The sequence below is a fragment of the Ensifer adhaerens genome, from assembly GCF_020035535.1.
Lineage (GTDB): Bacteria > Pseudomonadota > Alphaproteobacteria > Rhizobiales > Rhizobiaceae > Ensifer.
In genome coordinates this window covers 2,237,884-2,263,187 of record NZ_CP083349.1, presented here as the reverse complement: position 1 = coordinate 2,263,187, position 25,304 = coordinate 2,237,884, and the positions used below count along the sequence as shown (strand labels likewise).

The 25,304-nt window shown below is 64.2% G+C and carries 28 protein-coding genes; 12 read left to right on the top strand and 16 right to left on the bottom strand.

The annotated features are described in order from the left end of the window. Positions 1–61: 61 nt before the first annotated feature. From LAC81_RS11140 to LAC81_RS11130, 3 genes are all read right to left on the bottom strand, one after another. Positions 62–2,005 carry a MacB family efflux pump subunit gene (locus LAC81_RS11140; protein ID WP_223724832.1) on the bottom strand — a complete coding sequence of 648 codons (1,944 nt, stop codon included), beginning with the start codon at positions 2,003–2,005 and terminating at the stop codon, positions 62–64. Between the two features lie 20 nt (positions 2,006–2,025). Continuing rightward, on the bottom strand, positions 2,026–3,375 hold the full coding sequence (locus LAC81_RS11135; protein WP_223724831.1) for an efflux RND transporter periplasmic adaptor subunit: 1,350 nt from the start codon (positions 3,373–3,375) through the stop codon (positions 2,026–2,028). A 180-nt stretch (positions 3,376–3,555) separates the two neighbouring features. Next, complete coding sequence (locus LAC81_RS11130; protein ID WP_223724830.1) at positions 3,556–4,176, bottom strand: cysteine hydrolase family protein; 621 nt, start codon at positions 4,174–4,176, stop codon at positions 3,556–3,558. A gap of 100 nt (positions 4,177–4,276) precedes the next feature. Between LAC81_RS11130 and LAC81_RS11125 the strand changes: the two genes are divergently transcribed. Together LAC81_RS11125 and LAC81_RS11120 are read left to right on the top strand one after the other, a co-directional pair. Beyond that, entirely contained in the window at positions 4,277–5,125 is an 849-nt protein-coding gene (locus LAC81_RS11125; protein ID WP_223724829.1) for a LysR family transcriptional regulator, read from the top strand. Positions 5,126–5,266: 141 nt separating this feature from the next. Continuing rightward, positions 5,267–5,650 carry a hypothetical protein gene (locus tag LAC81_RS11120; RefSeq protein WP_223724828.1) on the top strand — a complete coding sequence of 128 codons (384 nt, stop codon included), beginning with the start codon at positions 5,267–5,269 and terminating at the stop codon, positions 5,648–5,650. Between the two features lie 366 nt (positions 5,651–6,016). Here the strand turns inward: LAC81_RS11120 and LAC81_RS11115 are convergent, their stop codons facing one another. Beyond that, positions 6,017–6,595, bottom strand: coding sequence for a hypothetical protein (locus tag LAC81_RS11115; protein ID WP_223724827.1), 579 nt, complete (start codon positions 6,593–6,595; stop codon positions 6,017–6,019). 103 nt (positions 6,596–6,698) lie between these two features. Next, positions 6,699–6,878 (bottom strand): hypothetical protein, encoded by a 180-nt coding sequence (locus tag LAC81_RS11110; RefSeq protein ID WP_223724826.1) that lies wholly within the window; start codon positions 6,876–6,878, stop codon positions 6,699–6,701. Between the two features lie 161 nt (positions 6,879–7,039). Between LAC81_RS11110 and LAC81_RS11105 the strand changes: the two genes are divergently transcribed. Next, a complete protein-coding gene (locus tag LAC81_RS11105; protein ID WP_223724825.1) occupies positions 7,040–7,687 on the top strand; it encodes a TetR/AcrR family transcriptional regulator C-terminal domain-containing protein in 648 nt (215 codons plus the stop codon). A gap of 55 nt (positions 7,688–7,742) precedes the next feature. Next, complete coding sequence (ilvC, locus tag LAC81_RS11100) at positions 7,743–8,762, top strand: ketol-acid reductoisomerase (protein WP_034792899.1); 1,020 nt, start codon at positions 7,743–7,745, stop codon at positions 8,760–8,762. Between the two features lie 102 nt (positions 8,763–8,864). Here the strand turns inward: ilvC and LAC81_RS11095 are convergent, their stop codons facing one another. From LAC81_RS11095 to LAC81_RS11055, 10 genes are all read right to left on the bottom strand, one after another. Next, on the bottom strand, positions 8,865–9,074 hold the full coding sequence (locus LAC81_RS11095; protein ID WP_223724824.1) for a hypothetical protein: 210 nt from the start codon (positions 9,072–9,074) through the stop codon (positions 8,865–8,867). Positions 9,075–9,196: 122 nt separating this feature from the next. Further along, complete coding sequence (locus tag LAC81_RS11090) at positions 9,197–10,108, bottom strand: pyridoxal-phosphate dependent enzyme (RefSeq protein WP_223724823.1); 912 nt, start codon at positions 10,106–10,108, stop codon at positions 9,197–9,199. Positions 10,109–10,287: 179 nt separating this feature from the next. Further along, positions 10,288–10,410 (bottom strand): hypothetical protein, encoded by a 123-nt coding sequence (locus LAC81_RS38335; protein ID WP_268906700.1) that lies wholly within the window; start codon positions 10,408–10,410, stop codon positions 10,288–10,290. A gap of 418 nt (positions 10,411–10,828) precedes the next feature. After that, positions 10,829–11,050 carry a hypothetical protein gene (locus tag LAC81_RS11085; RefSeq protein WP_113536012.1) on the bottom strand — a complete coding sequence of 74 codons (222 nt, stop codon included), beginning with the start codon at positions 11,048–11,050 and terminating at the stop codon, positions 10,829–10,831. 293 nt (positions 11,051–11,343) lie between these two features. Next, complete coding sequence (gene rpsU, locus LAC81_RS11080) at positions 11,344–11,580, bottom strand: 30S ribosomal protein S21 (RefSeq protein WP_223724822.1); 237 nt, start codon at positions 11,578–11,580, stop codon at positions 11,344–11,346. A 326-nt stretch (positions 11,581–11,906) separates the two neighbouring features. Further along, positions 11,907–12,116 (bottom strand): cold-shock protein, encoded by a 210-nt coding sequence (locus LAC81_RS11075; protein WP_113536010.1) that lies wholly within the window; start codon positions 12,114–12,116, stop codon positions 11,907–11,909. 403 nt (positions 12,117–12,519) lie between these two features. Continuing rightward, entirely contained in the window at positions 12,520–12,762 is a 243-nt protein-coding gene (locus LAC81_RS11070) for a helix-turn-helix domain-containing protein (RefSeq protein WP_113536009.1), read from the bottom strand. Between the two features lie 282 nt (positions 12,763–13,044). Next, on the bottom strand, positions 13,045–14,631 hold the full coding sequence (locus LAC81_RS11065; protein WP_223724821.1) for an acetolactate synthase large subunit: 1,587 nt from the start codon (positions 14,629–14,631) through the stop codon (positions 13,045–13,047). Between the two features lie 96 nt (positions 14,632–14,727). Beyond that, positions 14,728–15,366, bottom strand: a complete 639-nt coding sequence (locus LAC81_RS11060; protein ID WP_223724820.1) for a LysE family translocator — start codon at positions 15,364–15,366, stop codon at positions 14,728–14,730. A gap of 143 nt (positions 15,367–15,509) precedes the next feature. Beyond that, entirely contained in the window at positions 15,510–16,133 is a 624-nt protein-coding gene (locus LAC81_RS11055; protein ID WP_223724819.1) for an FMN-binding negative transcriptional regulator, read from the bottom strand. An 84-nt stretch (positions 16,134–16,217) separates the two neighbouring features. Between LAC81_RS11055 and LAC81_RS11050 the strand changes: the two genes are divergently transcribed. Next, positions 16,218–17,696 (top strand): PLP-dependent aminotransferase family protein, encoded by a 1,479-nt coding sequence (locus LAC81_RS11050; protein WP_223724818.1) that lies wholly within the window; start codon positions 16,218–16,220, stop codon positions 17,694–17,696. A gap of 269 nt (positions 17,697–17,965) precedes the next feature. Further along, complete coding sequence (locus LAC81_RS11045) at positions 17,966–18,649, top strand: peroxiredoxin-like family protein (protein ID WP_223724817.1); 684 nt, start codon at positions 17,966–17,968, stop codon at positions 18,647–18,649. A gap of 115 nt (positions 18,650–18,764) precedes the next feature. Here LAC81_RS11045 and LAC81_RS11040 read toward each other — a convergent pair whose 3' ends face one another. Next, positions 18,765–18,914: a hypothetical protein gene (locus LAC81_RS11040; RefSeq protein ID WP_223724816.1), complete on the bottom strand. Its 150-nt coding sequence runs from the start codon at positions 18,912–18,914 to the stop codon at positions 18,765–18,767. On the opposite strand from LAC81_RS11040, the gene LAC81_RS11035 reads away from it, so the two are divergent. The 6 genes from LAC81_RS11035 to LAC81_RS11010 all read left to right on the top strand — a co-directional run bounded on the left by LAC81_RS11035 (position 18,894) and on the right by LAC81_RS11010 (position 24,790). Beyond that, positions 18,894–19,751, top strand: coding sequence for a pyridoxal-phosphate dependent enzyme (locus LAC81_RS11035; RefSeq protein ID WP_223724815.1), 858 nt, complete (start codon positions 18,894–18,896; stop codon positions 19,749–19,751). The two genes, LAC81_RS11040 and LAC81_RS11035, sit on opposite strands and share 21 nt — an antisense overlap. A 333-nt stretch (positions 19,752–20,084) precedes the next feature. After that, on the top strand, positions 20,085–20,747 hold the full coding sequence (locus LAC81_RS11030; protein ID WP_113538948.1) for a peroxiredoxin: 663 nt from the start codon (positions 20,085–20,087) through the stop codon (positions 20,745–20,747). 183 nt (positions 20,748–20,930) lie between these two features. Continuing rightward, complete coding sequence (locus LAC81_RS11025; RefSeq protein WP_223724814.1) at positions 20,931–21,980, top strand: MBL fold metallo-hydrolase; 1,050 nt, start codon at positions 20,931–20,933, stop codon at positions 21,978–21,980. Between the two features lie 84 nt (positions 21,981–22,064). Beyond that, positions 22,065–22,280 (top strand): hypothetical protein, encoded by a 216-nt coding sequence (locus LAC81_RS11020; protein ID WP_223724813.1) that lies wholly within the window; start codon positions 22,065–22,067, stop codon positions 22,278–22,280. 132 nt (positions 22,281–22,412) lie between these two features. Beyond that, complete coding sequence (locus LAC81_RS11015) at positions 22,413–22,928, top strand: metal-dependent hydrolase (protein WP_223724812.1); 516 nt, start codon at positions 22,413–22,415, stop codon at positions 22,926–22,928. Between the two features lie 170 nt (positions 22,929–23,098). Beyond that, positions 23,099–24,790: a methyl-accepting chemotaxis protein gene (locus tag LAC81_RS11010; protein WP_223724811.1), complete on the top strand. Its 1,692-nt coding sequence runs from the start codon at positions 23,099–23,101 to the stop codon at positions 24,788–24,790. The last annotated feature ends 514 nt before the right edge of the window (positions 24,791–25,304 follow it).

Below are 25,304 nucleotides of genomic sequence, written 5' to 3'. Positions count from 1 at the left end.
CTATCTTGGGTCGTGTCGCGATACTTGTCTACCGTCTGACGGGCAAGAACATCGCTCTTGCCTAGTCCGCGCTCAGCGCCACCGCCGGCTGCAGGCGCGAGGCGTTGCGGGCGGGGAGGAAACCGAAGACAAGGCCGGTCAGGAAGGCGCAGGCAAAGGCGAGCGCCACCGGGCCGAGGGTGAAGGACACGGGCATGCCGAACTGTCCTGCAAGCGCGCCGGTGCCGAGCCCGAGCGCCACGCCGAGCGTGCCGCCGATCGCCGAGACGACCAGCGCCTCGATGATGAACTGCAGCAGGATATCGCGCTGGCGGGCGCCGGTCGCCATGCGCACGCCGATCTCGCGGGTGCGCTCGCTGACCGAGACGAGCATGATGTTCATGACCCCGATGCCGCCAACCAAAAGCGAGATCGCGGCGACCGAGGCGAGGAACAGTTTCAGTGTGTTCGAGGTCTCGGTGAAGGCCTCACGCACGGAGGACATGTTGGTGATCTGCGTGTCCTGGCGCTTATGGCGCTGGTCGAGCAGCGCCTGGATCGTCTGCTGGGTGATGTCGATCGCCGACCCGTCCTTCACCTGAACGGTGATGGTGCGGATGTTGCGCTGGCCGAAGAGGCGGATGCTGCCGGTGGTCAACGGCACCAGCACAACGTCGTCCTGGTCGTTGCCGAAGGAGGTGGCGCCCATTTCGGCCATCACGCCGATCACCTGGAAGGGGATCTTGTTGACCAGCACATATTGCCCGATCGGGTTGTCGCCATCAGGGAAAAGCGTTTTCACGACTGTCTGACCCAGAACGGCGACCGGCGCATAGGTGTCCATGTCGTTCTGGTTGATGAACTCGCCCCTGGCCATCTTCCAGGATTTTGCCGTCGTAAACTGCGGCACGGTGCCGTTGGCGGTGGTCTGATAGTCGACATTGCCGCGGCGAAGGGTGACGGAACTCGTCATCTCCGGCACGGCGAAGGCGACGTTCGGCACTTCGAGGATCGCATCGGCATCGGCTGGCACCAGTGTCACGTTGCTGCCGCCCGCACTGCCGCGGAAATTCGCCATGCTGGGGCGTACCACCAGCAGGTCCGAGCCCATCGACGAGATGCGGCTCAGAACCGAATCCTGCGCGCCGGTGCCGATCGCCAGCATCGCGACCACCGAGCCGACGCCGATGACGATGCCGAGCAGCGTGAGGATGGTGCGGAAGAGATTGGCCTTCAGCGCGCGAAACGCCATTTTGACCGCCTCGGTGACATCGGCGATCGCGGCCGAGCCTTCGCTGACATGACGGGCGAGGGCGGCCGCACCCTCGGCATTCACACGCGCTTTCTTGGCGCGATCGGCGACGATGCGGCCGTCATGGATCTCGATCAGCCGGTCGGCCTGTTCGGCGACCTCGCGCGAGTGGGTGATGACGATGACCGTGTGGCCCTGGTCGTTCATGTCACGCAGCAGCGCCATCACGTCGGAGCCGCTCTGGCTGTCGAGCGCGCCGGTCGGCTCGTCGGCAAGGATCACGCGGCCGCCGTTCATCAGCGCGCGGGCGATCGAAACACGCTGCTGCTGGCCGCCTGAAAGCTGGCTCGGCCTGTGGTCGAGCCGCTCGCCGAGCTTCAGTGCCTCCAGGAGCGCCTCGGCGCGGTCGTGCCGGTCGCGCGCCGACATACCGGCATAGACGGCCGGTACTTCGACATTCTCCTTCGCGCTGGCCGTCGGGATGAGATTGTAGCTCTGGAAGACGAAGCCGAAGGTGCGACGGCGCAGCGCCGCCAGTTCGTCGGTGTCAAGGTCCGCGACGCTCTCGCCGTCGATCAGGTAGTCGCCGCCGGTCGGCTGGTCGAGGCAGCCGAGAATGTTCATGAGCGTCGACTTGCCGGAGCCGGACTGGCCGACGATCGCCACGAACTCGCCCGCCTCGATATCGAGCGACAGGCCGTGCAGAACCTCGACGGCGAGGTCGCCGTTGAAATAGGTCTTGCTGACGTGCTTGAGCGAAATGAGCGGGGACATGGCCATTCTCGGGAGCTGCCTCAGAACATCGGCGGCATGCGCATGCCGCGCTGGCTGCGGCTGTCACGGGCGTTGCTGCCGCTGCCGGAACCGGTGGTGACGACGATCTTCTCGCCTTCCTCCAGGCCGCTCCTGATTTCGGCGCTGACGCGGTTGCGGATGCCCACTTCGACTTCGCGGGTTTCGAGCGCGCCGGAGGCGGTGACGACGGTCACCTCAGCCTTGCGCGGCTCGCCGCGGGCGCCATCCGTCTGGTTGCCCCTCTGGCCATCACGCCGGCCGCTGCCCTGGCCTGCCGCTTCGTCGGTGCCCTTGGCCGGGTGGCTGAGCGCAGCACTCGGCACGATCAGCACATCCTTGGCGGCAGCCTGCACGAAGAACACCTGCGCGCTCATCGACATCATCAGTTCGCCATCGGGATTGGGAACATCGAAAAGCGCGTAATAGAGCACGACATTGTTGGCGGTGTCGGGCATCGGCTGGATCTGCCGCAGCTTGCCGACGAAGCGTTTGCCGGGCTGGCCGAGCAGGGTGAAATAGGCATCCATGCCGACCTTCAGCCGGGTGACGTCGGCCTCCGACACCTGCGCCTTGACCGTCATGGTCGATAGGTCGGCGATGGTGACGATGGTCGGCGTCGTCTGGTTGGCGTTCAGCGTCTGGCCTTCCTTGGCCGGATTGGCGACGATGGTGCCGGTCATCGGCGCATAGATCTTGGTGTAGCCGAGATCGACCTTGTCGCCCGCGAGCGTCGCCTGCTGCTTGCGGATCTGCGCCTCGATGGCGTTGACGTCGGCCTCGGCCGCAGCGAGGTCGGCAATCGCCTGGTCGAGTGTCGACTGCGCCACGCTCCTGGTTTCGACGAGATTGCGCTGGCGGTCGATATTGGCCTGCTTGAGGACGAGTTGCGCCTTCTTGGAGATGAGTTGCGCCTGGAGGTTGGCAAGCTCCGCCTGGTCGATCTCGATGCGGTTTTCGATCGTTGCCGGGTCGATCTCGGCGACCAGCGCATTCTGCGTGACCTTGTCGCCGATCTCGACATGCAGCGCCTTCAACTGGCCGGAGACCTGCGCGCCGGCATCGACGGATTTGACCGCATCGAGCGTGCCGACGGCGGTGACGCTGTTTTCGATGTCGCCGCGCATCACCACGTCGGTGACCATCGCCGCCGTTGCCGGCTCGTCGCCATAGCGCGTCCAGCCGTAATAGCCGGCACCGATGACCGCGAGCACGACCGGGATCCACAGCCAGGACCGCGAGCGCCGCTTGCGTTTCACCTTCTTGACCGCACCGGGAATGAAGGTGACGTTGGGGGCCGCGTCGTCGCGGGGCGTGGTGTCGGCTCGCGCCGTCTTGGCTGTCTTGTTCATCGCTTGCGCCTAACCGGCATCGTCGATGCCAAAAATGGATAGGTCAAAAATAGAAGCGAATGGACGCGGCGAAAAGCATTGAGATCATTATATTTTCGTAATCTTCCTGGTTCCGGCTGCGGCAAAGGGCGCCCGCGATCGGCGGGCGCCCGAAGATTTCTCATGCAAATGACCGGTCGCTCAACCGCGCGGGCCAACCAGGGCGGCGACGTCGACGACGGCGCCGTGGTGGTCGGCAAGGCCCGCAAGCTCGGCCTCATGCAGGGCACGGGCGGAAATCGTGCCTGCCGCTGATGGCAGGTCGCGGGTGGTGCAGGCATCGGCCGCAATGGTGATGCCGTAGCCGAGATCCTTGGCGGCGCGTGCGGTCGAGGAGACGCAATTGTGGGTCATGAAGCCGGCGATGATGACCGGCGTTCCGGCCGGGCCGACGATCTCTGCAAGGTCTGTGCCCGAGAAGGCGTTGGGCCGCGGCTTCTCGACGACGGCTTCGCCTGGCAGCGGGGCCAGAGCATCGACGATCGCGCCGCGATGTTGGGCCCGGTCGAACACGCCGCCGGCAGCACCGCGATGGGCGACATGGATGATCTTCGCGCCGGCGGCCCGAGCCGCAACCAGCAGTTCGCGCGCCTTTTCGATCGCCGCTTCCGGTTCGGAAAGCCGCAAGGGGCCGACGAGATATTCGTTCTGGTAGTCGATCAGGATCAGCGTCGCCTGATCAAGCGGCGGCGGGGTGAGCGTGACGCCGGCGAGCGTGAAGAGGGTCGCGGGGGCAGCGGGCGAAAGGGTGGCGGCGGTCATCGTCAGGCTCCTTGCTTTTTCGAAGCGCGGTTGTTGATGGGCTTGATCTTAGCGGCTGCATTGACGCAGAGTGATCCGAATTTATCGGAGGGAAATCTGCATGAATGCAGGGCGGTGGGCAGATCTCGAACTGCTGGATCATCTGGTGCGCGGCGCGACGCTGAGCCAGGCGGCGCGCTCGCTCGGCGTCGACCAGACGACGGTGTCGCGGAGGCTTTCGGCGCTGGAACGGCGGGTAGGGGCGGCGCTCTTCGACCGCATCGATGGCCGGCTGACGCCGACGCCGGTGCTGGCCCCGGTCGTCGAGCGACTGCGGACGATCTCCGAGGAGGCCTCGCTATCGCTTGCGACGCTCCTGCGGCGAACGGCGGAGCTGAAGGGCCAGGTGCGGGTGACCAGCATCGGTTTCGTGCTCAGCGCCATACTGGCGCCGTCGCTGTCCCGGCTCGAGCAGCGCCATCCAGGCCTGACGCTCGATCTCATCGCCGACAACCAGATGCTGAGCATCGAGCGGCGCGAGGCCGACATCGCCATCCGCATGGCGCGCACCGGCGAAGACACCGTGCGGGTGAAGAGCCTCGGCACGCTCCGTTTCCGGCTGTTCCGGCCGAAGGGGCAGGGAGACGGCCCATGCCCGGTCGTGCGCTACGGCCCGGCGCTGGCGCATGTGCCGGAGATGCAGGCGCTGGACCGGCTGCGCCCCGGGGCGCGCGTGGCGCTGACCGCCGACAAGCTGGAGATCCTGATCGAGGCAGCCCTTTCGCTTGGCGCCGAACTGATGCTGCCGGAAGTCTCGGCGATGCGCGATCCGCGTTTCGAGGCGGTGAACGAGCCGGGGGCGACCGCCGAGCGTCCGGTCTACCTGATGATGCATCCCGAGCGGGCGCGCGTGCCGAGCGTGGCAGCGGTTGCGGCCTTCATCGAAGAGACGATGCGGGCGTGGCGGTAGGCGCCCGCTTCTGCCACGCTCTGCAACTCTTCCGGGCTAGGCTTGAAAATTCTACGCCAAATGGGAGAATGTATTCGGCACGTGGCGAAGGAAGCGGCTGGACGGTACAGGCGATGATTGCTGCGCTACCTGGACACGGCAATGGATACCAATAGCCCCAGCGGCCAACTTGCTGCACTATCTTTTCTGGTGTTCTGGGTACTGTTTGCGATCCCGCTCTTTAGCGCCGTTCGTACTGGACTTGGTGCCGGGCCAAGTGACGATGATCTGGCCCGCGCGCAGGATCGTCCCGGTGGACGAATAACCCGGTTTTTGAATGAAAATGCCCGGCAAGCTGGAGCCGCAAGTCGAGCCATCGAGGCGAGGGCCAGTTCCTATTTCGCGCGTCGCATCGGCAAAATACACCTGACAGCGCTGGCATTTTTCGCAATGGCGACTTTGTTTCTGATTCTCTGGAATCTGCATGAGGTCAAACTGCAGCGCCCGCATCAAATCCAAGTCCCATCGCCGTCCGACCGCGTCTGATGGCCCGCAAGCCGAAGGCCCGGCATCTCGAGAGGAGGCTGGTGCCGAGTGTGGCGGCGGTGGCAGTTTTGTTCAGGGGACGATGCGCGGGTGGAAATAGGTGGCGCGTGCGGGCGTCGCACGGCTTTGCCCCTCTCCCCGCAGGCGGGGAGAGGGATTCAGATAGCAACTGCGGTTCTTACTTGGGGCAGTTGTCGGCGCATGTGGTAAACGCAGACCCCCTAGGGGCCAGAGCAGGCGCGGCGTCCGTCCTTCGCCCCGCTTGCGGGGAGAAAGTGCCGGCAGGCGGATGAGGGGCGCCGTCGTTGGACCACCAGAACCAAAACCACGCATGACCGCCTACAGGCGATCGTCGGCCGTGATCGATCAGTCCGCCGAAAGCTCCTTCGTCAAAGCGTCGAGCGCGCCCGGCACTGCGACATCGACACAGCGGATGCCGGCTGTTCTGGCGGCTTCGAGCATTTCGCTGTTTTCGCGCAGCGAGCGCTCGATGAATTTCTCGACGATCCCGGCTTTCTGCTCGTACGCTTCGTCACGGCGCGCTTCGTCCATCATCCGCCGGCGCAGGAAGTCGTCATCCGCGTATAGGAACAGGGCGGTGACGCTGCCGGGGTCGAGCTCAGCCACATATTCCGGCCTCAGCGCGGCCCCTTCGAGCACAAACGGCCTTGCGACTTGGCGATGGCTGTCGATGATCTGGCGAATGCGCGGCCACATGTTTTCGTGGTGCACCTTCAGGAACCAATGGATCGTCTCGTCCGTCAGGCTGGCATAGTACTCGGTCACCTGCGGGCGCACCGACGGCCATGGCCTGCCGGGATGGCGGCCGAGCGCGTCCGTCGAGATCAACTCGCGGCCAAGCGATCGTGCCAGGGTCGCAGCGAGCGTCGACTTTCCGACATGCGAGCTTCCTCCGATCAGAATACCAGGGGTTGGCTGCTGCATGCGTTGAACTCCTTCACATGATCGAGTGATCTGTTTTCCCGGGTCAGGCCTCTTCGGTATGTCGCTTTCACACTGACGGCATTCGCGCGGGCGGCGCATATACTCAGCCCCAGGCGACGTAAAAGAAGCGGGCAAGCGCAAGCGCCCCGCCAAGACCGGCTAGCCCCCAGAACCACGCAGCGATCGCGTCTCTCTCGCGCCGCGAGCGCCTGGCCACGTTGATGCAGGCCGCGACGAAGAAACTCACGACGATCAGGATGTATGCCTTGTGAACGGGCGGCACCGTCGACCTCTCTCCGGGTTGCGCCGCCAGCCTATTGGCTCTGGCTTTCGCCGTCACCGCCGAAATTTTGCCTGCTTATGAGAATCGTCTTGACGCCCCGGAGACGCTTCACTAGAAGGATGCGAACCGTACCGTACGGTACTGATCGGGAGCGAGGCGACGTGCAGATGGCTGTGGCGATGCGGGAGGCGAATGCCGGGGAGGGGCTGACGGAACGTCAGGGCGCCGTTCTCGAGCAGGCATTGCGTCTTCTGGTCGACGGCGGCGAAAAGGCGTTGACGACGGCCGGCATCGCGCGGGCGGCCAATTGCTCCAAGGAAAGCCTCTACAAGTGGTTCGGCGATCGCGACGGCCTGATCTCGGCGATGATCGGCTTCCAGGCGAGCAAGGTGCGCACGCAGGATGTTGCCGCCCGCACGCTCGATGCCGGGAGCCTGCGCGGCCATCTCGTCACCTTCGCCAAGGACCTGCTGGAGGTTCTTGCCGGCGACGTGTCGCTGGCGCTCAATCGCCTGGCGATCGGTCAGGCGAGCCGCGACGGCTCCAAGCTCGGCCACATGCTGCAGGAGCGCGGGCGTCGGCAGATTGGCCGCCGGGCGGCAGCGCTGCTGGAAGCCGGCCGCAAGGCGGGGCTGTTGACGTTTGACGATGCCGACGAGGCTTACGGCGCACTTTACGGCCTGATCGTCTCCGACTGGCATCTGAAGATGCTGCTCGGCGAAGAGGCCGGCGAGATGAAAAAAGGTTTTGGCCGCAAGGCGGAGCAGGCAGTTTCAGCCTTCCTCGCGCTTTACGGTACGAAAGGGTAACGGCGGGGCAAGCCTCGTCTCAAGCAACTGAAAAGCAACGGGAAGGACCACAAAAATGCGCGTCTATTACGATCGTGATGCCGACATCAACCTGATCAAGTCGAAGAAGGTCGCCATCGTCGGCTACGGCAGCCAGGGCCGCGCCCATGCGCTGAACCTGAAGGATTCCGGCGCCAAGGAAATCCGCATTGCGCTGAAGCCGGGCTCGGCAACGGCTGCCAAGGTCGAGGCCGACGGTCTCCAGGTTCTTTCGGTTGCTGAAGCTGCCAAGTGGGCCGACCTGATCATGATGGCAACGCCGGACGAACTGCAGGCCGAAATCTACAAGGCCGAAATCGCCGGCAACATCCGTGACGGCGCTGCGATCGCCTTTGCCCACGGCCTCAACGTTCACTTCGGCCTGATCGAGCCGAAGGCTTCGCTCGACGTCGTCATGATCGCGCCGAAGGGCCCGGGCCACACGGTTCGCGGCGAATACCAGAAGGGCGGCGGCGTTCCCTGCCTCGTTGCCGTTCACCAGGACGCTTCGGGCAACGCCCTCGACCTCGCGCTCTCCTACGCCTGCGGCGTCGGCGGCGGCCGTTCGGGCATCATCGAAACCAACTTCAAGGAAGAGTGCGAAACCGACCTCTTCGGCGAACAGGTCGTTCTGTGCGGCGGTCTCGTCGAGCTCATCCGCGCTGGCTTCGAAACGCTGGTCGAAGGCGGCTACGCCCCGGAAATGGCCTATTTCGAGTGCCTGCACGAAGTGAAGCTGATCGTCGACCTGATCTATGAAGGCGGTATCGCCAACATGAACTACTCGATCTCGAACACGGCCGAGTGGGGCGAATACGTCACCGGTCCGCGCATCATCACCGAAGAAACCAAGGCCGAGATGAAGCGCGTCCTCAAGGACATCCAGACCGGCAAGTTCACCTCGGAATGGATGCAGGAATACAAGTCGGGTGCGGCCCGCTTCAAGGGCATCCGCCGCGTCAACGACAGCCACCAGATCGAAGAAGTCGGCGCCAAGCTTCGCGGCATGATGCCGTGGATCGGCAAGAACAAGCTGGTCGACAAGGCGAAGAACTAAGCCTTATCGAACGGTCGAATGAGACAAGCCGGGGCAGTGCCCCGGCTTTTTTCGTGAGGCCGACATGCGTGTCGCCGGCGCGGGGTGCGGCATAGGCGGGAGCTAGGCAAAAACAAAGCTCAAGAACATGTCCAGGAAAAACGAAGGGAAGGCGGCCAGCGCCGAGCCGGTGCCGAACCCGACGAGGCCGAAGCCGACGGCTCCACCCCAGCCACTGCTGTGCCACCCGATCATGGCGCCGATGGTCGTCGCGGCTGCGATGACGGAGACGCTCCATAGGCACCGAGCGGTAAACCTGAACATCTTGCTCATTCCTGGCTCCCAGCCGATAGCGGAACAATCTGCGGTTCCAAATTGCAGATAAGTTCGCGTGGGCATGTTCGCCAGGGGCGTCCGTTCCGATTTCCAGCAATGCGAATGGGGCAGCTTGCCGCTCAGGCCTGCCAGGCCTGCAGCCGTTCGACGGTCGTCGTCGCGCCGCCGCAGACGATTATCAGCACGCGTTCAAAGCGCAGCAGCTGACCGGCATGGCCATAGGCGATCGCGAGCGCGGCGCCGCAGGCGGGTTCCACCAGTACCCGGTGATCGTCGAGGAAGCGGATGCAGGCGTCGACCGCCGACTGGTCGTTGACCACGACGCATTCGACCGGTCGGGTCTGGCTAATCTCGAAGGCTTGCTCGCAGACCTTTCGGGCGCCGAGCGAGGTGGCGACGCCGGTGACAGAGGGAAGCTCCACCAGCGTGCCCGCCTTGACGGAGGCGACGAGGGACGCGGTGCCTTCGGTCTCTGCGGTGATGATGGGAATGTCCCGCAGGCCATTGCGCTCCAGCCCTTCGGCAACGCCCGACAGCAGTCCGCCGCCGCCGACCGAGAGCGCGACCGCATCGAAGGAAAGGCCGGATCTGACGACCTCGTCGATCATCGTCGCATGCCCGGCCCACAGCAGCGGATCGTCGAAGGGGTGGATGAAGGCGGTCTCGGCATCGACGGACGCCAGCGCGCGGGCGTTTGCTTCGTCCCATGCACCGCCGTGCACGATCACTTCGGCACCTTCCTGGCGGATGAGCGCCTTTGCCCGTTCTGTCGTCGTTTCGGGAACGAAGACGGAAACGGGGATCGAGAGGCGCCGCCCGGCATAGGCGACCGCCATGCCGGCATTGCCGCCGGAGGAGGAGACGAAGCGCCGTTTGCCGTTTCGCGCATGGTGCTCGCAGGCAGCGCCGACGCCGCGAATCTTGAACGAGCCCGATGGCTGCAGTGCATCCATCTTCAGCCAGATGGAGCGCTCCGAAGCGAGGCTCAAGGGGCGGGATTCAATCAGCGGAGTTTCGAGATGCAGTGCCATGGGACGTTCCGTAAAAGCGCAATACCGGCTCGCGCCGAGCCGGCAAAAGGTGTCTCGGAGATTCTTGAGGGTGGAGTTTGCCTGAGATCGCGGCCTTGCCGCAAGTCGCTCGGCCATGTCATCGGCAACGGTGGTGTGCGCCCGGCGGTCCGGGGTTCAAAAGGTGCGATCTGGCAATGCTACCAGAGAAGCCCGCTGAAGATTACGAATGCGACGAACAGCAGGGACAAGACGAGCGATGCCTTGATTGCCGCAAGCGTGTAGTCGTATCGGCGAATTCTGTGTGCGAGGGCCTGGAACATGTGGTCGTCCAATCGTGTGTTGCCTGCGACGCGTCGTTGTACAAGCGGCTTGCGTCGGGGTCGACCGTCCGAATGGAGGCGTTGCAGATCGTGCAGCGCGCCCTCGTTCCATTGGGCAGAAGCGCATCCGTCTCAAGCCGTCCTGAGCCACTGTTTCCTGCCGGGTCAGCCTAAGGAGCGTTGCAGGATGTGGTTCAGATCTGCCGGTGAGCCTGCGCTCGCGCACGGCTTTCCAGTCGGTCGCGCAAGCCTCGCCGTCGATAAAGGGAAATTGGCGGGCCGTGGACCTCTGACGCCGCGAAAAGCCAAGTCGGCCTATCTCGATTGGTCAAAGATGCGCTTCAAATGCGCCCAATACAAGGTCGTTCTCTCGCCCGGCGGGCGATCGCGCGAAAGCGGCGGAGCCTGCGGCGGCGGATTACGGCCGCTGCGATTTGCCGGCTCTTTTGGGGGCGGGAGGTGCTGCCTGCGGTTCGGCGGCGGCGCGTTCGAGGCGGAGCGCTTTCAGCTTCTCCGTCTTCTTGTCGCGCGCGATCTTCTCGGCGGCGATGATGGTTTTCGCCGAATGGTCGCTGGCGCTGGCCTTGTCGGCGGCCGAAGCCTTGCCGGGTTTGAAGAGATTGCTGCCGGTAGAAGTCATGGCTTGTCTCCGCGGGATGGGCGTGACGCCGTGAACGGGCAGACACGCCGCAGGAGTGCTGTCTTCGCTTCATAAACGCTACGCGGTCGCGCAGCGCTGTAGCCTTTTGATTCTCCGGGTAATTTTACCTGCAAATTGCGTCGGGCCTAAAGGAATTATGCCGACGGTGCGCAGGGTTTGTTCAGGCGGTTTCGCTTCGCCCCTGGACCCGCTCAGTTGCCGGTCCCGGTGGCGCCGACGGCGCCACCGTTCTTGTCATTTCGCAGTCACCGCAATGCGGGACCGAAGCGCAATCAGCGCGACTTTACAGCGCGCTTGGGTGCCGGCAGCAGGCCTTCGCGCTGAAGCTTCTTGCGCTGCAGCTTGCGCTGGCGGCGTACGGCTTCCGCCTTCTCGCGGGCGCGCTTTTCCGAAGGCTTTTCGTAGCTGGTGCGCGCCTTGAACTCGCGGAACAGACCTTCGCGCTGCATCTTCTTCTTCAGGACGCGCAAAGCCTGGTCAACGTTGTTGTCTCTGACAAGTACCTGCAAAATACGTTCTCCCTTATCAATCCTGGGCAGCATCAAGGATGCCGTGACTATCTGACTGTCGGCCTATCGAGCGCTCAAAGGCTGAGCCAAGGTCGAGCGGTGATGGCGGTCCGACCCGTTGCTTCGGGAAGGAAGGCCGGCGTGGCGCTTGCCGTGAGCGAGGCTAAGTCACTCATCTCGTAGGCTTGCGGCGCACGTTGATCTCCGAGGACGAAGATCGAAGGATCCATAGACGCAAAAAGGTCGGGCTGTTTCCCCGACCTCTTCCCGTCATTCAAGCGCTTCCCTGCCAGTACATCCGTGGTCAGAGGAGAGCGAATGACAAATCATGCCGTTCTGAGGTTGTCAGCCGAGCTCTTGCCGGTGCGACGGTCGGCGACGACGTCGAAGGTGACCTTCTGGCCTTCGGCGAGCGAGCGCATGCCAGCGCGTTCTACAGCAGAGATATGCACGAACACGTCGGTGCTGCCGTCATCCGGCTGAATGAAGCCAAAGCCCTTGGTGCTGTTGAACCACTTTACGGTGCCTGAAGCCATGATGATTTCCTTTCATTCGTTGAGTTATCCGGAAGATGGTCTACCGGCCGTAATCGATATTTGAGAGGAAATCTGGCCGCGCGGAAGCGCTTCGTCAAAGGTCACAAGCAATATTCGATGCGACGATATATAGGCGATACTTTTTTCAGATCAACAAAAATCTCCGGAATCGCGATTGCCGGTGCTTGTGCGGACCAGGCTACGAACCTGGAATGCCAAGCTTTTCGTCCGATAATTTTTCTCTTTTTGAACCGGCGCGGCGTTCATCGCCAAGGGGCGGGGCGCTGGAGATGGGGCTGCCCGCTTCGCCGTGGCGGCTTCGGGCGGTTGCGACCGGATCGCTGGCGGATGGGGTGGGAGGAAGGCGGCGGCGCGCTTGTCTTTGGCGCACCGCCGCCGCTTGTCAGGCGGCGTTAAAGGTCTGCGGCGAGACCTGCAATGCGGCGGCGATGCGCTGCAGCTTGGCGGGATCGGTATCGGCGCCAAGCTCGATCTTTGAGATTTCAATTTCCGTCAGGCCAGTCGTTACCGAGAGATCGTCGACCGAATAGCCGGCGGTTTCACGCGATTGCTTGATGGTGGCTCCGATATTGACGCGGGACAGAGATGCGCCGGGGGCCTTGGTTAGGTCTTTCTTAAAGGACATGAAGTGTCTCCTTCGTTGGTCCACCGACAAAGAACATTGTCGGTTGAAGGGGGCCCAAAACTGAAATGCGACTCGGACAGATGAGCGCGAACCTAGGGCGTCGCTAATATAAGCGAGAAGTCCCCGGGCGCAAGTTTGCGGCCGAATTTTTGTGAAATATCTATTTCAATCAATGCCTTGCCCTGTGATTTCCGCGATTGGGCGCAAGCGAAGTGCGGAAATCCGGGGCATGATTTTCGCGGCACGCCGGGCTTCGACTCAGCGCAAAAACGACATGGATAATTACACGAGGCGCGCCTCGATCAGGAACGGTCCGCGGCGCGACAGGGCGGCGTCGAAGAGCGCGGCAAAGGCCTCGCAGGATGTGGCGACGGCGGCTTCGACGCCGAAGCCGCGGGCGAGCGAGACCCAGTCGAGTGCGGGCTGATCGAGGTTCAGCATGCGGCGCGCGTTGGTGCCGATCTCCTCGACGCCGACATTGCGCATTTCTGCGTGCAGGATCGCGTAGGTCCGGTTGGAAAAGATGACGGTGACGATGTCGAGATTTTCGCGCGCCTGGGTCCACAGGCCCTGGATATTGTACATGGCGCAGCCATCGGCCTGCAGGCAGATCACCTTGCGTTCGGGACAGGCGATCGCGGCCCCGATCGAAAGCGGGATGCCTTCGCCGATGGCGCCGCCGCTTTGCATGATGAAGTCGTGGGGGGCCGAGAAGGCGGAGAGGGCGAAGAAGCGGCGGGCGGAAGTCGCCGCCTCGTCGCAGACGATGGCGTTTTCCGGCACCTTGTGGGCGACGATGACGGCGACCGCGTCTTCCGTCAACGTGCCGGAAGGTTCGCCCTCATCGATGGGTACGCCTGCCGCGGGAAGCGGGTGGGTCGGGCTGATGCCGAGTTCGTCGCGCAGTGCTTCGAGCGTCGCCTTGAGGTCCTCACCGTGGCGGCCAAGTGTTGTGACCGTGCAGCCTTCTGGCACCAGACGGCCGGGCTTTCCCGGATAGGCGAAGAAAGCCACCGGCTCCGGTGCGCCGACGAGGATCAGAACCTTGACGTCGCGCAGTGCCTCCAGCGCCATGTCGATTGGGTAGGGGATGCGCCGCGGCGCCACCCGTCCACGACCCCGATGGGTGTGGGCGACAAGCACCTCGTTGAAAAGCTGGATATTGCAGGCCGCCGCGATCCGCCCGGCGATAGCGAGGCTCTCTGCCTTTGCGGCAGCGCCGCTCAAGACCATGGCGACCCCCGCAGGATTCGCACGGATGAGGCGGGCAATTTCGCGCACCGTCTCGGGGCTCGCAGGCTGGGGCGTATCGAGGAGCACCTTCTGCGCTGGCGCCTCGGTGGAGAACGCGCCCCAGGACGCGTCTGCCGGCAGGATCATCGTGGCGACACCCGGTGGCGTCAACGATGCGCGATAGGCTTCCGCCGCCGTCGGCCCCACGTCGGAGGGATCTTTCGCCCGCCGCACCCAGTTCGACATCGGGCGGGCCAGTCCCTCGATATCGCTGGTCAGCGGTGCATCGAGCGCAAGATGGTAGGAGGCATGGTCGCCGACGACGTTGATGACGGGTGTGCGTGCGCGACGCGCATTGTGCAGGTTGGCAAGGCTGTTGGCGAGGCCGGGGCCGGTGTGCAGCAGGGTCACGGCCGGGCGGCCGGCCATGCGCGCAAAACCATCGGCGGCACCGGTGACGACGCCTTCGGAAAGGCCGAGAATGCAGCGCATCTCCGGCTTGCGGTCGAGAGCCGCGACGAAGTGCATTTCCGACGTGCCGGGATTGGCAAAACAGACGTCAACGTCGTTTGCGAGCAGCGTGTCGACGAGGATGTCCGCGCCGCTGGTGCGAATCCGTTGGCCGCCTTCTCCCATGCGCGTATCCCCCGATGACCCTCGGGGGCATGATAGCGGCTCGCCGCACGCGTGCAAGGTGGGTTTCGGGGGGCTTGGCCCCCGTCGGCGCCGGCCTCAGGTCCGCTGCCAGGCGAGGTGGGCGCCAAGCCCGATCAGCACCGTGCCGCCGGCGCGCTGCAACAGGCGCTGCGCCCGGGTGGAGCGGCGCATCTTGACGACGACCGCATCGGCGAGAAACACGCAGACGAGATCGGCGGAGGAGAACATCAGGTTGACGACGGTGCCGAGCAGCAGGAACTGCACCCAGACCGGGAAGGCGGCGGAGGCATCGGTGAACTGCGGCAGGAAGGCGACGAAGAAGATCGCCGTCTTCGGGTTCAGCACCTCGACGGTGATGCTTTCGAAGAAGGCGCGACGGGCCGACTTTGCCTCGACCTGAGGCATGTGGCCGTTGCCATCGCCGCTTGCCTTGGCGCGCATCAGCGTGAAGCCCAGCCAGACGAGATAGGCTGCACCCGCAAGCTTCACCGCGAGATAGAGCGTCGGCACCGCATGAAACAGGATCGAAAGACCGGCAGCCGCAGCAAAGACGTGCACATAGCCGCCGAGATGGATGCCGAGCGAGGCCATGAGCCCGGCGAAGCGGCCACGCGCCATGGTCTGCGCGGCCGCATAGAGCATCGCGGGGCCCGGGATATAGGCGAAGATCGCCGTGGTGACGAAGAAGGTGAGGAGAATGTCGAGCGATGGCATGTGGGTTATACCTCGTCTGCTGGTGCGCGGCCTCTTTCGGGAGTCGTTGTAAGGTTTTGCGCGGGAAAGTTGAAGGAAAATGGCAGCGCCTCATCGGACAGGTCGAGAGGCGACGGGCGTCGCGGCGGGGCGTCCGTCGAGCGTCAGACCGGTATCTCCTTGGCGACGAGCCGATCCTCCGGCCGGGCGCTGGCCGCAAGCCCGGCGGCAACGCCTTCCCTGTCCTCGGCACTGCGGTTCTGGCTGAACTTCCGCTTGCCGTCGAGGCGCTCTATCGGCAGCCTGAGGCCGACGATGCCGCGGAGCTGGGCCTTGACGAAGGCGGCGGGCGCATCGCTCACCTGCCAGGGTTCGGCGTGGGCCGTTTCGTGGCGATTGGTCAATCTCGTGACGACATCGAGAAGCCGGTCCTCGTCGGTGAAGAATTCGACTTCGCCATAGGCGTGCACGGCCGAGTAGTTCCACGTCGGGACGACCTTTCCGTGCTCTTGCTTGGAGGCATACCAGGAGGGCGTGACATAGGCGTCCGGACCCATGAAGGTCGCCATGGCGGCACCGATCGCCGGCGTCGTTGCTTGTGGGTTGGCGCGGGCGAGGTGGCCGTAGAGCGTGCCGTAAGGGCCCTCGCCCCGATTGAGCAGCAGCGGCAGCGGGGTGGCAATCAGACCGTCGGCCGTTGCGGTGACGAGGGTCGAAAGAGACGCGGCCTCGATGATCGCGTGCAGCACGCTGAGCGTCTCTTCCTTGAAGGCCGGGGGTGTGTACATGATCTCGCTCCTTGTGCTCCCCGTTTCATAGATGCAAACTGGACGGACAAGAATATCCAGTTCCTGCATAAATGAGTGGGCCAGTTGGTAACGGAAAAGGATAAGCCCAGGGGCGGGACCACCCGGCGGATTTATGGGGCGCTGAAGGCGCAGATCCTTGCGGGCACCTACGGTCCTAAGGACCGGTTGCCGTCGACGCGGGCGCTGGCGGCCGAGCTCGGCGTGTCGCGCACCACCGTGACGGCGGCCTACGAACAGCTTCTATCGGAGGGGTTTCTGGAGAGCCGACAGGGCGCGCCTTCCAGGGTGGCTCTGTTGCATGATCAGCAGACCGTCAAGCCGCTTGCTGAAGGGACACCTTCAGGGGCGGTGTCATTGCCGGCGACACCCGTTCGCCTTTCGCGTTTTGGAGCCACCCTTGCGGAAGGGCCGGTCTGGGCGCCGCCCCAATCCGATGCGCTGATCGCCGATTTTCGCTATGGCGATCTGTCGGCGCCCGATTTCCCGGCACAGGCCTGGCGGCGGTCGGTCAATGCGGCTCTGCGCCGCCGGCAGCCGCGCCTTGCCTATGATGACCCTGGCGGGTCCGCGCACCTGCGCACGGCACTCCAGGCCTATCTCTGGCGGGCACGGGGGCTCCGGTGCGAGCCCCAGCAAATCGTCATCGTCAACGGCTCGCAGCAGGGGCTGGATCTTGCCGCCCGCGTGCTTGTCGATCCCGGCGACCGGGTCGCGGTGGAGGACCCCGGCTATGTCATGGCACGCCGGGTTTTTGCGGCGGCCGGCGCCGAGGTGGTTCCGATTGCCGTCGACGAGGAGGGGCTGCGGACCGAGGCGCTTGCAGGGCTCGACGCCGTCAGGCTCGCCTATGTCACGCCCTCGCATCAGTTTCCGCTCGGCAGTGTGCTCTCGGCCCGGCGCCGCCAGGAGCTTCTCTCCTGGTCGGGGCGAACGGGCGCCTATGTGATCGAGGACGATTACGACGGCGAATATCGCTACGACATCCGGCCGATCCCGCCGCTGCAGACCATGGCCCATGCGGAGAATGTGCTTTACCTCGGCACGATCTCCAAGAGCCTGTCGCCGATGCTCCGGCTCGGCTATCTCGTCGTGCCGCCGCCGCTCTACCCGGCCTTTGCGGCCGCCAAGCAGCTGGTCGACCGCCATTCGCCAAGTCTCGATCAGGAGGCGCTGGCAGAGATGATCGCCAGTGGCGCCTATGAGCGCCATATCCGGCGGAACCGACGCAGCAACGGCCGCCGCCGTACGGCGTTGCTTGCAGCGCTCAAGGCTGAGCTTGGCGACCAGGTGACGATAACGGGCGCCGATGCCGGGTTGCACGTCGTCGTCTGGTTCGATCGGCTGGAAAAGGCAGAGGAAGGTGCGCTGATCGCGCGGGCGCGGGCGGCGGGTATCGGTCTCTATCAGGTCTCACCGCTCTATGCGGATTGCGAAGCCGGCCACCGACCGGACCGGGCAGGGGTCCTCATGGGTTATGCCAGCCTCGACGTCTCCAAGATCGGGAAGGGTGTTGCGGCACTTGCCAGGGTGTTGCGCGGCTAGGACGGCCATCCGCGAGTGCTTGTCTTCTTGAATCCTATCCGGCCCAAGGAAAAACCTGCATCAGTTCAAAGTGCTTCAGCGACTGCTGCGCGTCTTGCGGTGCTGTAGTGTGGCGCTGCCATCTCCGCTATAGTCCTGTCGGCGCCGCCACAGGCGCGAGGTAGCCACGCGCAAAGGGGCGGCGGTGACGGTCGCGCGGCCGGCGTGTCCGAGCCGGGATCGATTTTCGAGGGTTTGCCGAAGAGCGGCGTAATCAGGAGGCGAGGCCGATGGCAGAACCGAGGGCACGGCCGTTGCAGCCGGGAGAGCCGGCTCCCGACTTCATGCTTGCGAGCGCCAATCGCGATGTGCCGATCTCGCTTGCAAGCCTGAGCGGACGTCCGTTTCTGATCGGCCTGTTCCGCGGATTGCATTGCCCCTTCTGCCGCCGTCAGCTCCGGCAGTTTTCCGCTGTCGAGCCAGCTCTTCGCGCCGTCGGCGTGGAGACGTTGGCAGTCGTCAACACGCCGGTGGAACGCGCGCGCCTCTACTTCCGCTATCAGCCGACACCGGTCACGCTCCTCTCGGATCCGGAATGTCGGACGCATCGGGATTTCGGCGTGCCGCACGGCGTATTCCTTTCGCCCGAAAGCGACGAGCCGCCGCAATGGCCCTATCGTGCGAGGCTGGCCGATTTCGAAGCGGCGCGCATCAACCCCACGGGCGAATTGCCGCAAGCGGTGCAGCCGATGCAGGCCAATGATCTGCTCAATGCCAAGGACGGATTCGAGCCCGACGAGACCGACAGCCGCATCTACGCCGAGCACGGCACGCAGCTTGTCGGCCACTTTCTGATCGATGCAGCCGGCATAGTGCAGTGGAGCGAGACCGAGGCGCGCTTCGGGCCGGAGGAGATCGGCATCTTCCCGACGACGCGCGAGATCATGCTCGCCGCCGGTAAGGTCGCCGGCTAGCGGCGCGAAGCGGTCATGGAGTGGTCCCCGCCTGCGCGGGAACGCAGCGATGTGTCCGGCGCGGCGTCCATGGCCGCGCGTTACGGTTAGCTGCTTGCGCCCTGGCGGCGCCCACTCATAGCAAGGCGACAAGAAGCGGGCAGGACCAGAGGGCAAAGGCTGCGGCGACGCCAAGGCCGAACAGGAGGATCGCCAGCAGATAGGCCGGCGGCTGCTCCTTGCCGAACACGTCGTGAAGCTGGGGATGGATGCGAAGGGATCTCATGAAGGCCACACCGCCACACCGAAGGGTTGCCCACTCCGCGGCGCCTACAACGCGATCGCAGCCTTGCAGCACGGCGGCCAGAAGCGGGGCGTCGTTGCCTTCTCGTCCGGCAACCATGCGCAGGCGATTGCCTATGCCGCGCGGCTGCAGGGTGTCGCCGCGACGATCGTGATGCCGAAGGATGCGCCCGAAATGAAGGTGGCTGCGACCCGCGGCTATGGCGCCGATGTGGTGTTCTACGATCGCTACACCGAAGACCGGTCGGCCATCAGCGCCAAGCTTGCGGCCGAGCGCGATGCCGTCCTCATTCCGCCGTTCGACCATCCCGAGGTCATAGCGGGGCAGGGTACCGCGGTTCTGGAACTGATCGAGGAGGTGGGCGAACTCGACCTGATCGTCACGCCGCTCGGCGGCGGCGGGCTGCTCGCCGGGTCCGCGCTCAGCGCTCAGGCGCGTTCGCCGGGTGCGGTCGTCATCGGCGTCGAGCCGGAGGCGGGCAATGACGGCCAGCAATCGCTCAGGAAGGGTGAAATCGTCCATATCCCGGTGCCGAAATCGATCGCCGACGGCGCATTGACCAACCACATCGGCGAGCACAATTTTCCGATCCTCCGGCGCGAGGTCCGAGAGATCGTCACCGTGAGCGACGCCCAGCTGGTCGAGACCATGCGCTTCTTTGCCGAGCGCATGAAGATCATCGTCGAGCCGACCGGGTGCCTGGCGGCGGCCGCCGTGCTGCAGGGCGTGTTGCCTTGTGCCGGGCAAAGAGTGGGCATTCTGATCAGCGGCGGCAATGTCGATCTCGCGACGTTCGGCGCGCTGCTGCGCGAGGGCTAGAGCTTCCGGGCCGAACGCCATGTATATGCGGCCGGAGCGCAACCCGAGCGTTGCAATGGCGCGTCTTTCCGGTTGCCTTCAACGGCAAAAGTGGCACACTGTGCATCGCGCTTTGGCGCCGGGCTCCCCGGCACGGTCCAGGGCTACTGTAATATCTTGATTTTCTAAAGGAATTTTTGCTCCGGCCGTTTGCCGTCGGAGCGTGAACAATGGAAGAAAGCAGAGAGTTACAGCGGCCTGTCGGCGCCCTGCCGGATGCGGCGCTGTCAAGAAAATAGAGCGCTCCCATCGCGCCCGGACGGGCGCGGCGCTCGCACACAATTGGAGGGTATCGTGACGCTTGCAATCAATGACCTCGCACCGGACTTCGAGGTCGGAACGACCGACGGCACGATCCGGTTTCACGACTGGATCGGCGACTCCTGGGCCGTGCTTTTCTCGCATCCGAAGGACTTTACGCCGGTCTGCACCACCGAGCTCGGCTACATGGCGCGCATCAAGCCGGAATTCGACCGGCGCGGCGTCAAGATCATCGGTCTTTCGGTCGATCCGCTCGACCGTCACGCCGGCTGGGCCGCCGATATCGAGGAAACCCAAGGCCATGCGCCGAACTTCCCGATGATCGCCGACGTCGACTACACCGTGTCGAAGCTCTACGGCATGCTGCCGGCCCCGGTTTCCGGCGACCCGACACAGCGCACGCCCGCCGACAACCAGACGGTGCGCAACGTCTTCGTTGTCGGCCCGGACAAGAAGATCAAGCTGATCCTCATCTATCCGATGACGACCGGCCGCAACTTCGACGAAGTGCTGCGCGTCATCGACTCCCTGCAGCTGACGGCCAAGCACAAGGTGGCGACGCCGGTGAACTGGAAGCAGGGCGACGACGTGATCATTGCCGGCTCGGTCAGCGACGACGATGCTCGCAAGGTCTATCCGGACGGCTGGAAGGCACCAAAGCCCTATATCCGCATCGTGCCGCAGCCGAAGGGCTGAGGCGGGGCAACTGGCATGAGGTGAGGGCATCCTCTCGTTGAGGGATGCTCCCCCATCCCCGCGGTGAGGGGCGTCTCCTCACCGCGAGGATGAGGAGCCTCACCGTTAAGACGATGGGCGTCCACCGTCGCTTGCCGCGAGGCCGAAAGGAAGCTGCGTTATCCTCCGCAAAGGGAGCCGCCGATGATCTTCCGCCAATTGTTCGACAGCGTGTCGGGCACCTACACCTACCTGATCGCCAGCCGCCAGGGCGGCGAGGCGTTGATCATCGATCCGGTGCTGGAAAAGGTCGAGCGCTACCTTCAGCTTGTTCGAGAACTCGACCTTCGGTTGGTCAAGGCCGTCGATACGCATCTGCATGCCGACCACATTACGGGGCTCGGGGCGCTGCGCGACCAGACCCATTGCATCACCGTGATGGGCGAGCAGACGGCGGCCGACGTCGTTTCCATGCGGGTGGCGGAGGGCGACCGGGTGTCGATCGAGGGCCTGAGTCTCGACGTGCTCTACACGCCCGGCCACACCGACGATTCCTATTCCTTCCTGATGGGCGGCGACATGGGCCGGCGGGTCTTTACCGGCGACACGCTGCTGATCCGCGGCACGGGCCGCACCGATTTCCAGAACGGCGATCCGCGCCAGCAATATGACTCGATCTTCAACAAGCTCCTGAAGCTGCCGGACGAGACGCTCGTCTATCCGGCACACGACTACAAGGGCGACACGGTCTCGACCATCGGCGAGGAGAAGCACTTCAACCCACGCCTACGGGTGAAGTCCGTCGACGAATATGTCGACCTGATGAACAACCTCAATCTGCCGAACCCGAAGATGATGGATGTCGCGGTGCCGGCCAACGTCCATATCGGCCTGCACCAGGACGAGATTGCGCGCCGCGGCTGGGCGCTTTCGGCCAAGGAGGCGCTGGTGCTTTGCGGCCGGGCGAAGATCGCGCTCGTCGATCTCCGGGAAAAGGCCGAGCGGGAAAAGCACGGCGTCATTCCGGGCTCGCTGCACGCGCCCTATCCGGATCTCGCAGAAAACATCGCCGCCGGCGGTGTGCTGCACGAGTTGGCGGAGGCGACGGGCAAGCGCATCGTCTTTTACTGCGCCTTCGGCGAGCGCTCCGCCATGGCGGTGGAAGCGGCCCAGGCCGCCGGCCTCACGACCGCCTGCCATATCGAGGGCGGCATCGCCGCCTGGAAGAAGGCGGATGGGCCCGTGACCCATTGATGGTGACGCATTGACCTTCCGCGCCGGCGCGCCATGTCCTAACCAGGTCGAAGTGGGTCGAAACGAGCAAGGGCAGGTCTCGCCATGCACAAGTTCTCCGTCAGCGTCGTCAGGGAGTTCGAGGCCGATAGCGCCGAGGAGGCGGCGCTCCTGATGTACCAGTACCTGACCCGCGAGCCGGCGCCGCTTTCCTACACCGTCATTGACGAAACGAAGGATATCACCAGCCTGACGCTCGACCGGGAGAAGGCGGACGAATTCGCCAGCGCCGATCACACGGCGGACCCCGGTAACTGGTAGTGCCGCTGGCCACGATAGCTGTGAGGCCACGAATCCGACATGATCGGTTGCAAATCCTCAAGCATTCGCGTCACGACTGTGCCTGCGAGAGGCGCTGATATCGCGTGATTGCGCTTCGGGAGGAAACTGGTCTTGTTCATTGCCCATCTGCCGGCAGGCTATCTGCTGAGCCGCCCCTTTGCGCGCCGCAGTCCCTCGCAGGCCCGCGCCATCTTGGGTACTGGGCTTGTCTGTTCCGTTCTGCCGGATTTCGATCTTGCCTATTTCTACCTGATCGACCAGCGCCGCACGCTGCATCACGATTACTGGGTACACACACCCGTTTTCTGGCTGGTGCTGGCGGCGGCGATCGCGCTTCTCCTCATTGCCACCGGACGGCGCAACCAGCTCGTGCTCGTCGGCGTCGGGCTCATCAGCGTGCTTCTGCATCTGGTGCTGGATTCGATCGCGGCGGATATCCGTTGGTTCTTTCCCTTCGCCGATCTCCGGGTGAACCTGGTGCATGTCCAGGCGGTCTATCGGCCCTGGTATCTGAACTTCCTGCTGCACTGGACCTTCGCGCTCGAACTGTTGATCTGGCTGGTCGCCGGTCACTTCGCCCTGCGGGATTTCAGGGCGAAGCCCGCAATCGGGACCGGGGCCGCCTGAGAGCAAAAGCACTGCAATCTTAGGGGTTCTATCGCACTCGAAAACAATCGCTTAAGGAATTTATCATACGAATAGCTACAATTCGCATGTATCCCTTTTCGATTTGTTAGCTATAGGTCCCGCCCTCCATGACTGGCCTGCCGTCTCTTTTTTCGTCCGATGCCAAAGCCATGCTCGATGCGATCAACCGGTCGCAGGCGATCATCGAATTCGATCTCACCGGCAATATCCTGACAGCCAACGAGAACTTCTGCCGTGCCATGGGCTATGAGCTCAGGGAGATCGTGGGCCGGCATCACCGCATCTTCGTGCAGCCGGAAGAGGCGGCGTCGGCTGCCTATCGCGACTTCTGGGCACGGCTTGCGCGCGGCGAATATGACCGCCAGCAGTACAAGCGCATCGGCAAAGGTGGCCGCGAGATCTGGATCGAGGCCTCCTACAATCCGGTGTTCAAGGGCAAGACGCCTTACAAGGTGGTGAAGTTCGCGACCGACATCACCGCGACCAAGGCAAAGAGCACGGACGACCAGGGCAAGATCGACGCGCTTTCGCGGGCCCAGGCGATCATCGAGTTCACGCCTGCCGGCGAGATCATCACCGCCAACGAGAATTTCCTGAAGACGATGGGGTACGAACTCCATGAGATCGTCGGCCGGCATCACTCCATGTTTTGCCAGCCGGACTACGCCCACTCGCCCGACTATGCGGCCTTCTGGCGCGATCTTTCGGCCGGGCGCTTTGCCACCGACCAGTTCATGCGCCTCGGCAAGGGTGGGCGAAAAGTCTTCATCCAGGCCTCCTATAATCCGATCCTCGACGATGCGGGGCGGGTACTGAAGGTGGTGAAGTTCGCGCTCGACGTTTCCGATCGCGTGTTGGCGGTCAGGGAGATCGGCGCCGGGCTCGGCCGCCTTGCCGAGTGCAATATCCGCATGACGCTGGACGAGCCCTTTGTCGGCGAGCTCGAAGGCCTCCGGCGCGACTTCAACACCTCGATCGGCATGTTCCAGGAGACGCTCTCGGCGGTGCTGCGCCAAACCCGCGAACTGAACGACAACAGCAAAGAGATGAAGGATGCGGCCGAGCACCTGTCCGAGCGCACGCGCCAGCAGGCAAGCGCCCTGGAGCAGACCTCGGCGGCGCTGGAACAGGCGACCGTTTCCGTGCGCACTTCCACCGAAAACACGCAGCAGACGCGGACGCTCGTGCAGAATGCGCGCCAGTCCGCCCATGCTTCGTCCGGCGTGGTTCGTGATGCGGTGACCGCGATGCAGCGCATCAAGGCGGCGTCCGAAGAGATCAGCCAGATCATCGGCGTGATCGACGAGATCGCCTTCCAGACGAACCTTTTGGCGCTCAACGCCGGCGTCGAGGCGGCGCGGGCGGGTGATGCCGGCAAGGGCTTTGCCGTCGTGGCGCAGGAAGTGCGCGAGCTTGCCCAGCGGTCGGCCAAGGCCGCCAAGGAAATCAAGGATCTCATCCACAACTCGGTGACGGAAGTGGCCGAAGGCGTGCGTCTCGTTGGCGACACCGGCAACGCGCTCAAGGAAATCGAAGATTTCGTTGCCGCGATTGATACGCGGATCGAGGCGATCGCAATGGCTGCGACCGAACAGACGACCGGCCTCGGGGAAATCAGCCTTGCCGTCAACGACATCGACGCCATGACGCAGCAGAACGCCGGCATGGTGGACCGCACCGCCGATGTCAGCGTCCGGCTGGCCGAGGGCGCGCAGCGGCTGACGGACCTCGTCAACCGCTTCCAGCTGAACCGCCGCGCCGAGCGGCGCGAGGCGGGCACGGGGGCAGCGATGGGCGGAATTGGCGACCGGCGCCGCGCAGGCGACGCACGGGCGGCCTGAGACTTTATGGAGCGACGGGCAGGGCGAAGATGCCCTGTCGTTGCCGGGCAGGCGGGCCGGGGGTGCGGCCCGCCGCATCCCGTCTACAGCGAGCCGGCAAGAAAGAGCGGGCACTGAGCGCCCTTCGGCAGGCAATCCCTTGCGAGCCAGCAGGCACTTCCGCTTCAACGATCGGCGGGCCGGCCATGCAACGTGCGGTGTAGCTAATACGTTGACGAAGCCTGCCGTTCTATGCATCCTGCCGGCCAGAAATGAAGATGCCGGTTACGGCACGGGGAATGGCAGGGCCTGAGGGCCAAAGCATTGATAAGCTTCGCATTCACGCGCGGCGCCGGGCGTCCCACGAGACGCGAGAGGCGGCCGAAGCACTTTGAATGACTGCATGTTTGTCCTTCGGTCGGCTGCGATCCAGGGAAACGTGCAGAGCACCGGCACGCTCCAGCGTTGCCCGGAACACGACATACGCATTCACGACGTCATTCGCATCGATTGCTCGAGGCCGGAGGGGACTGTG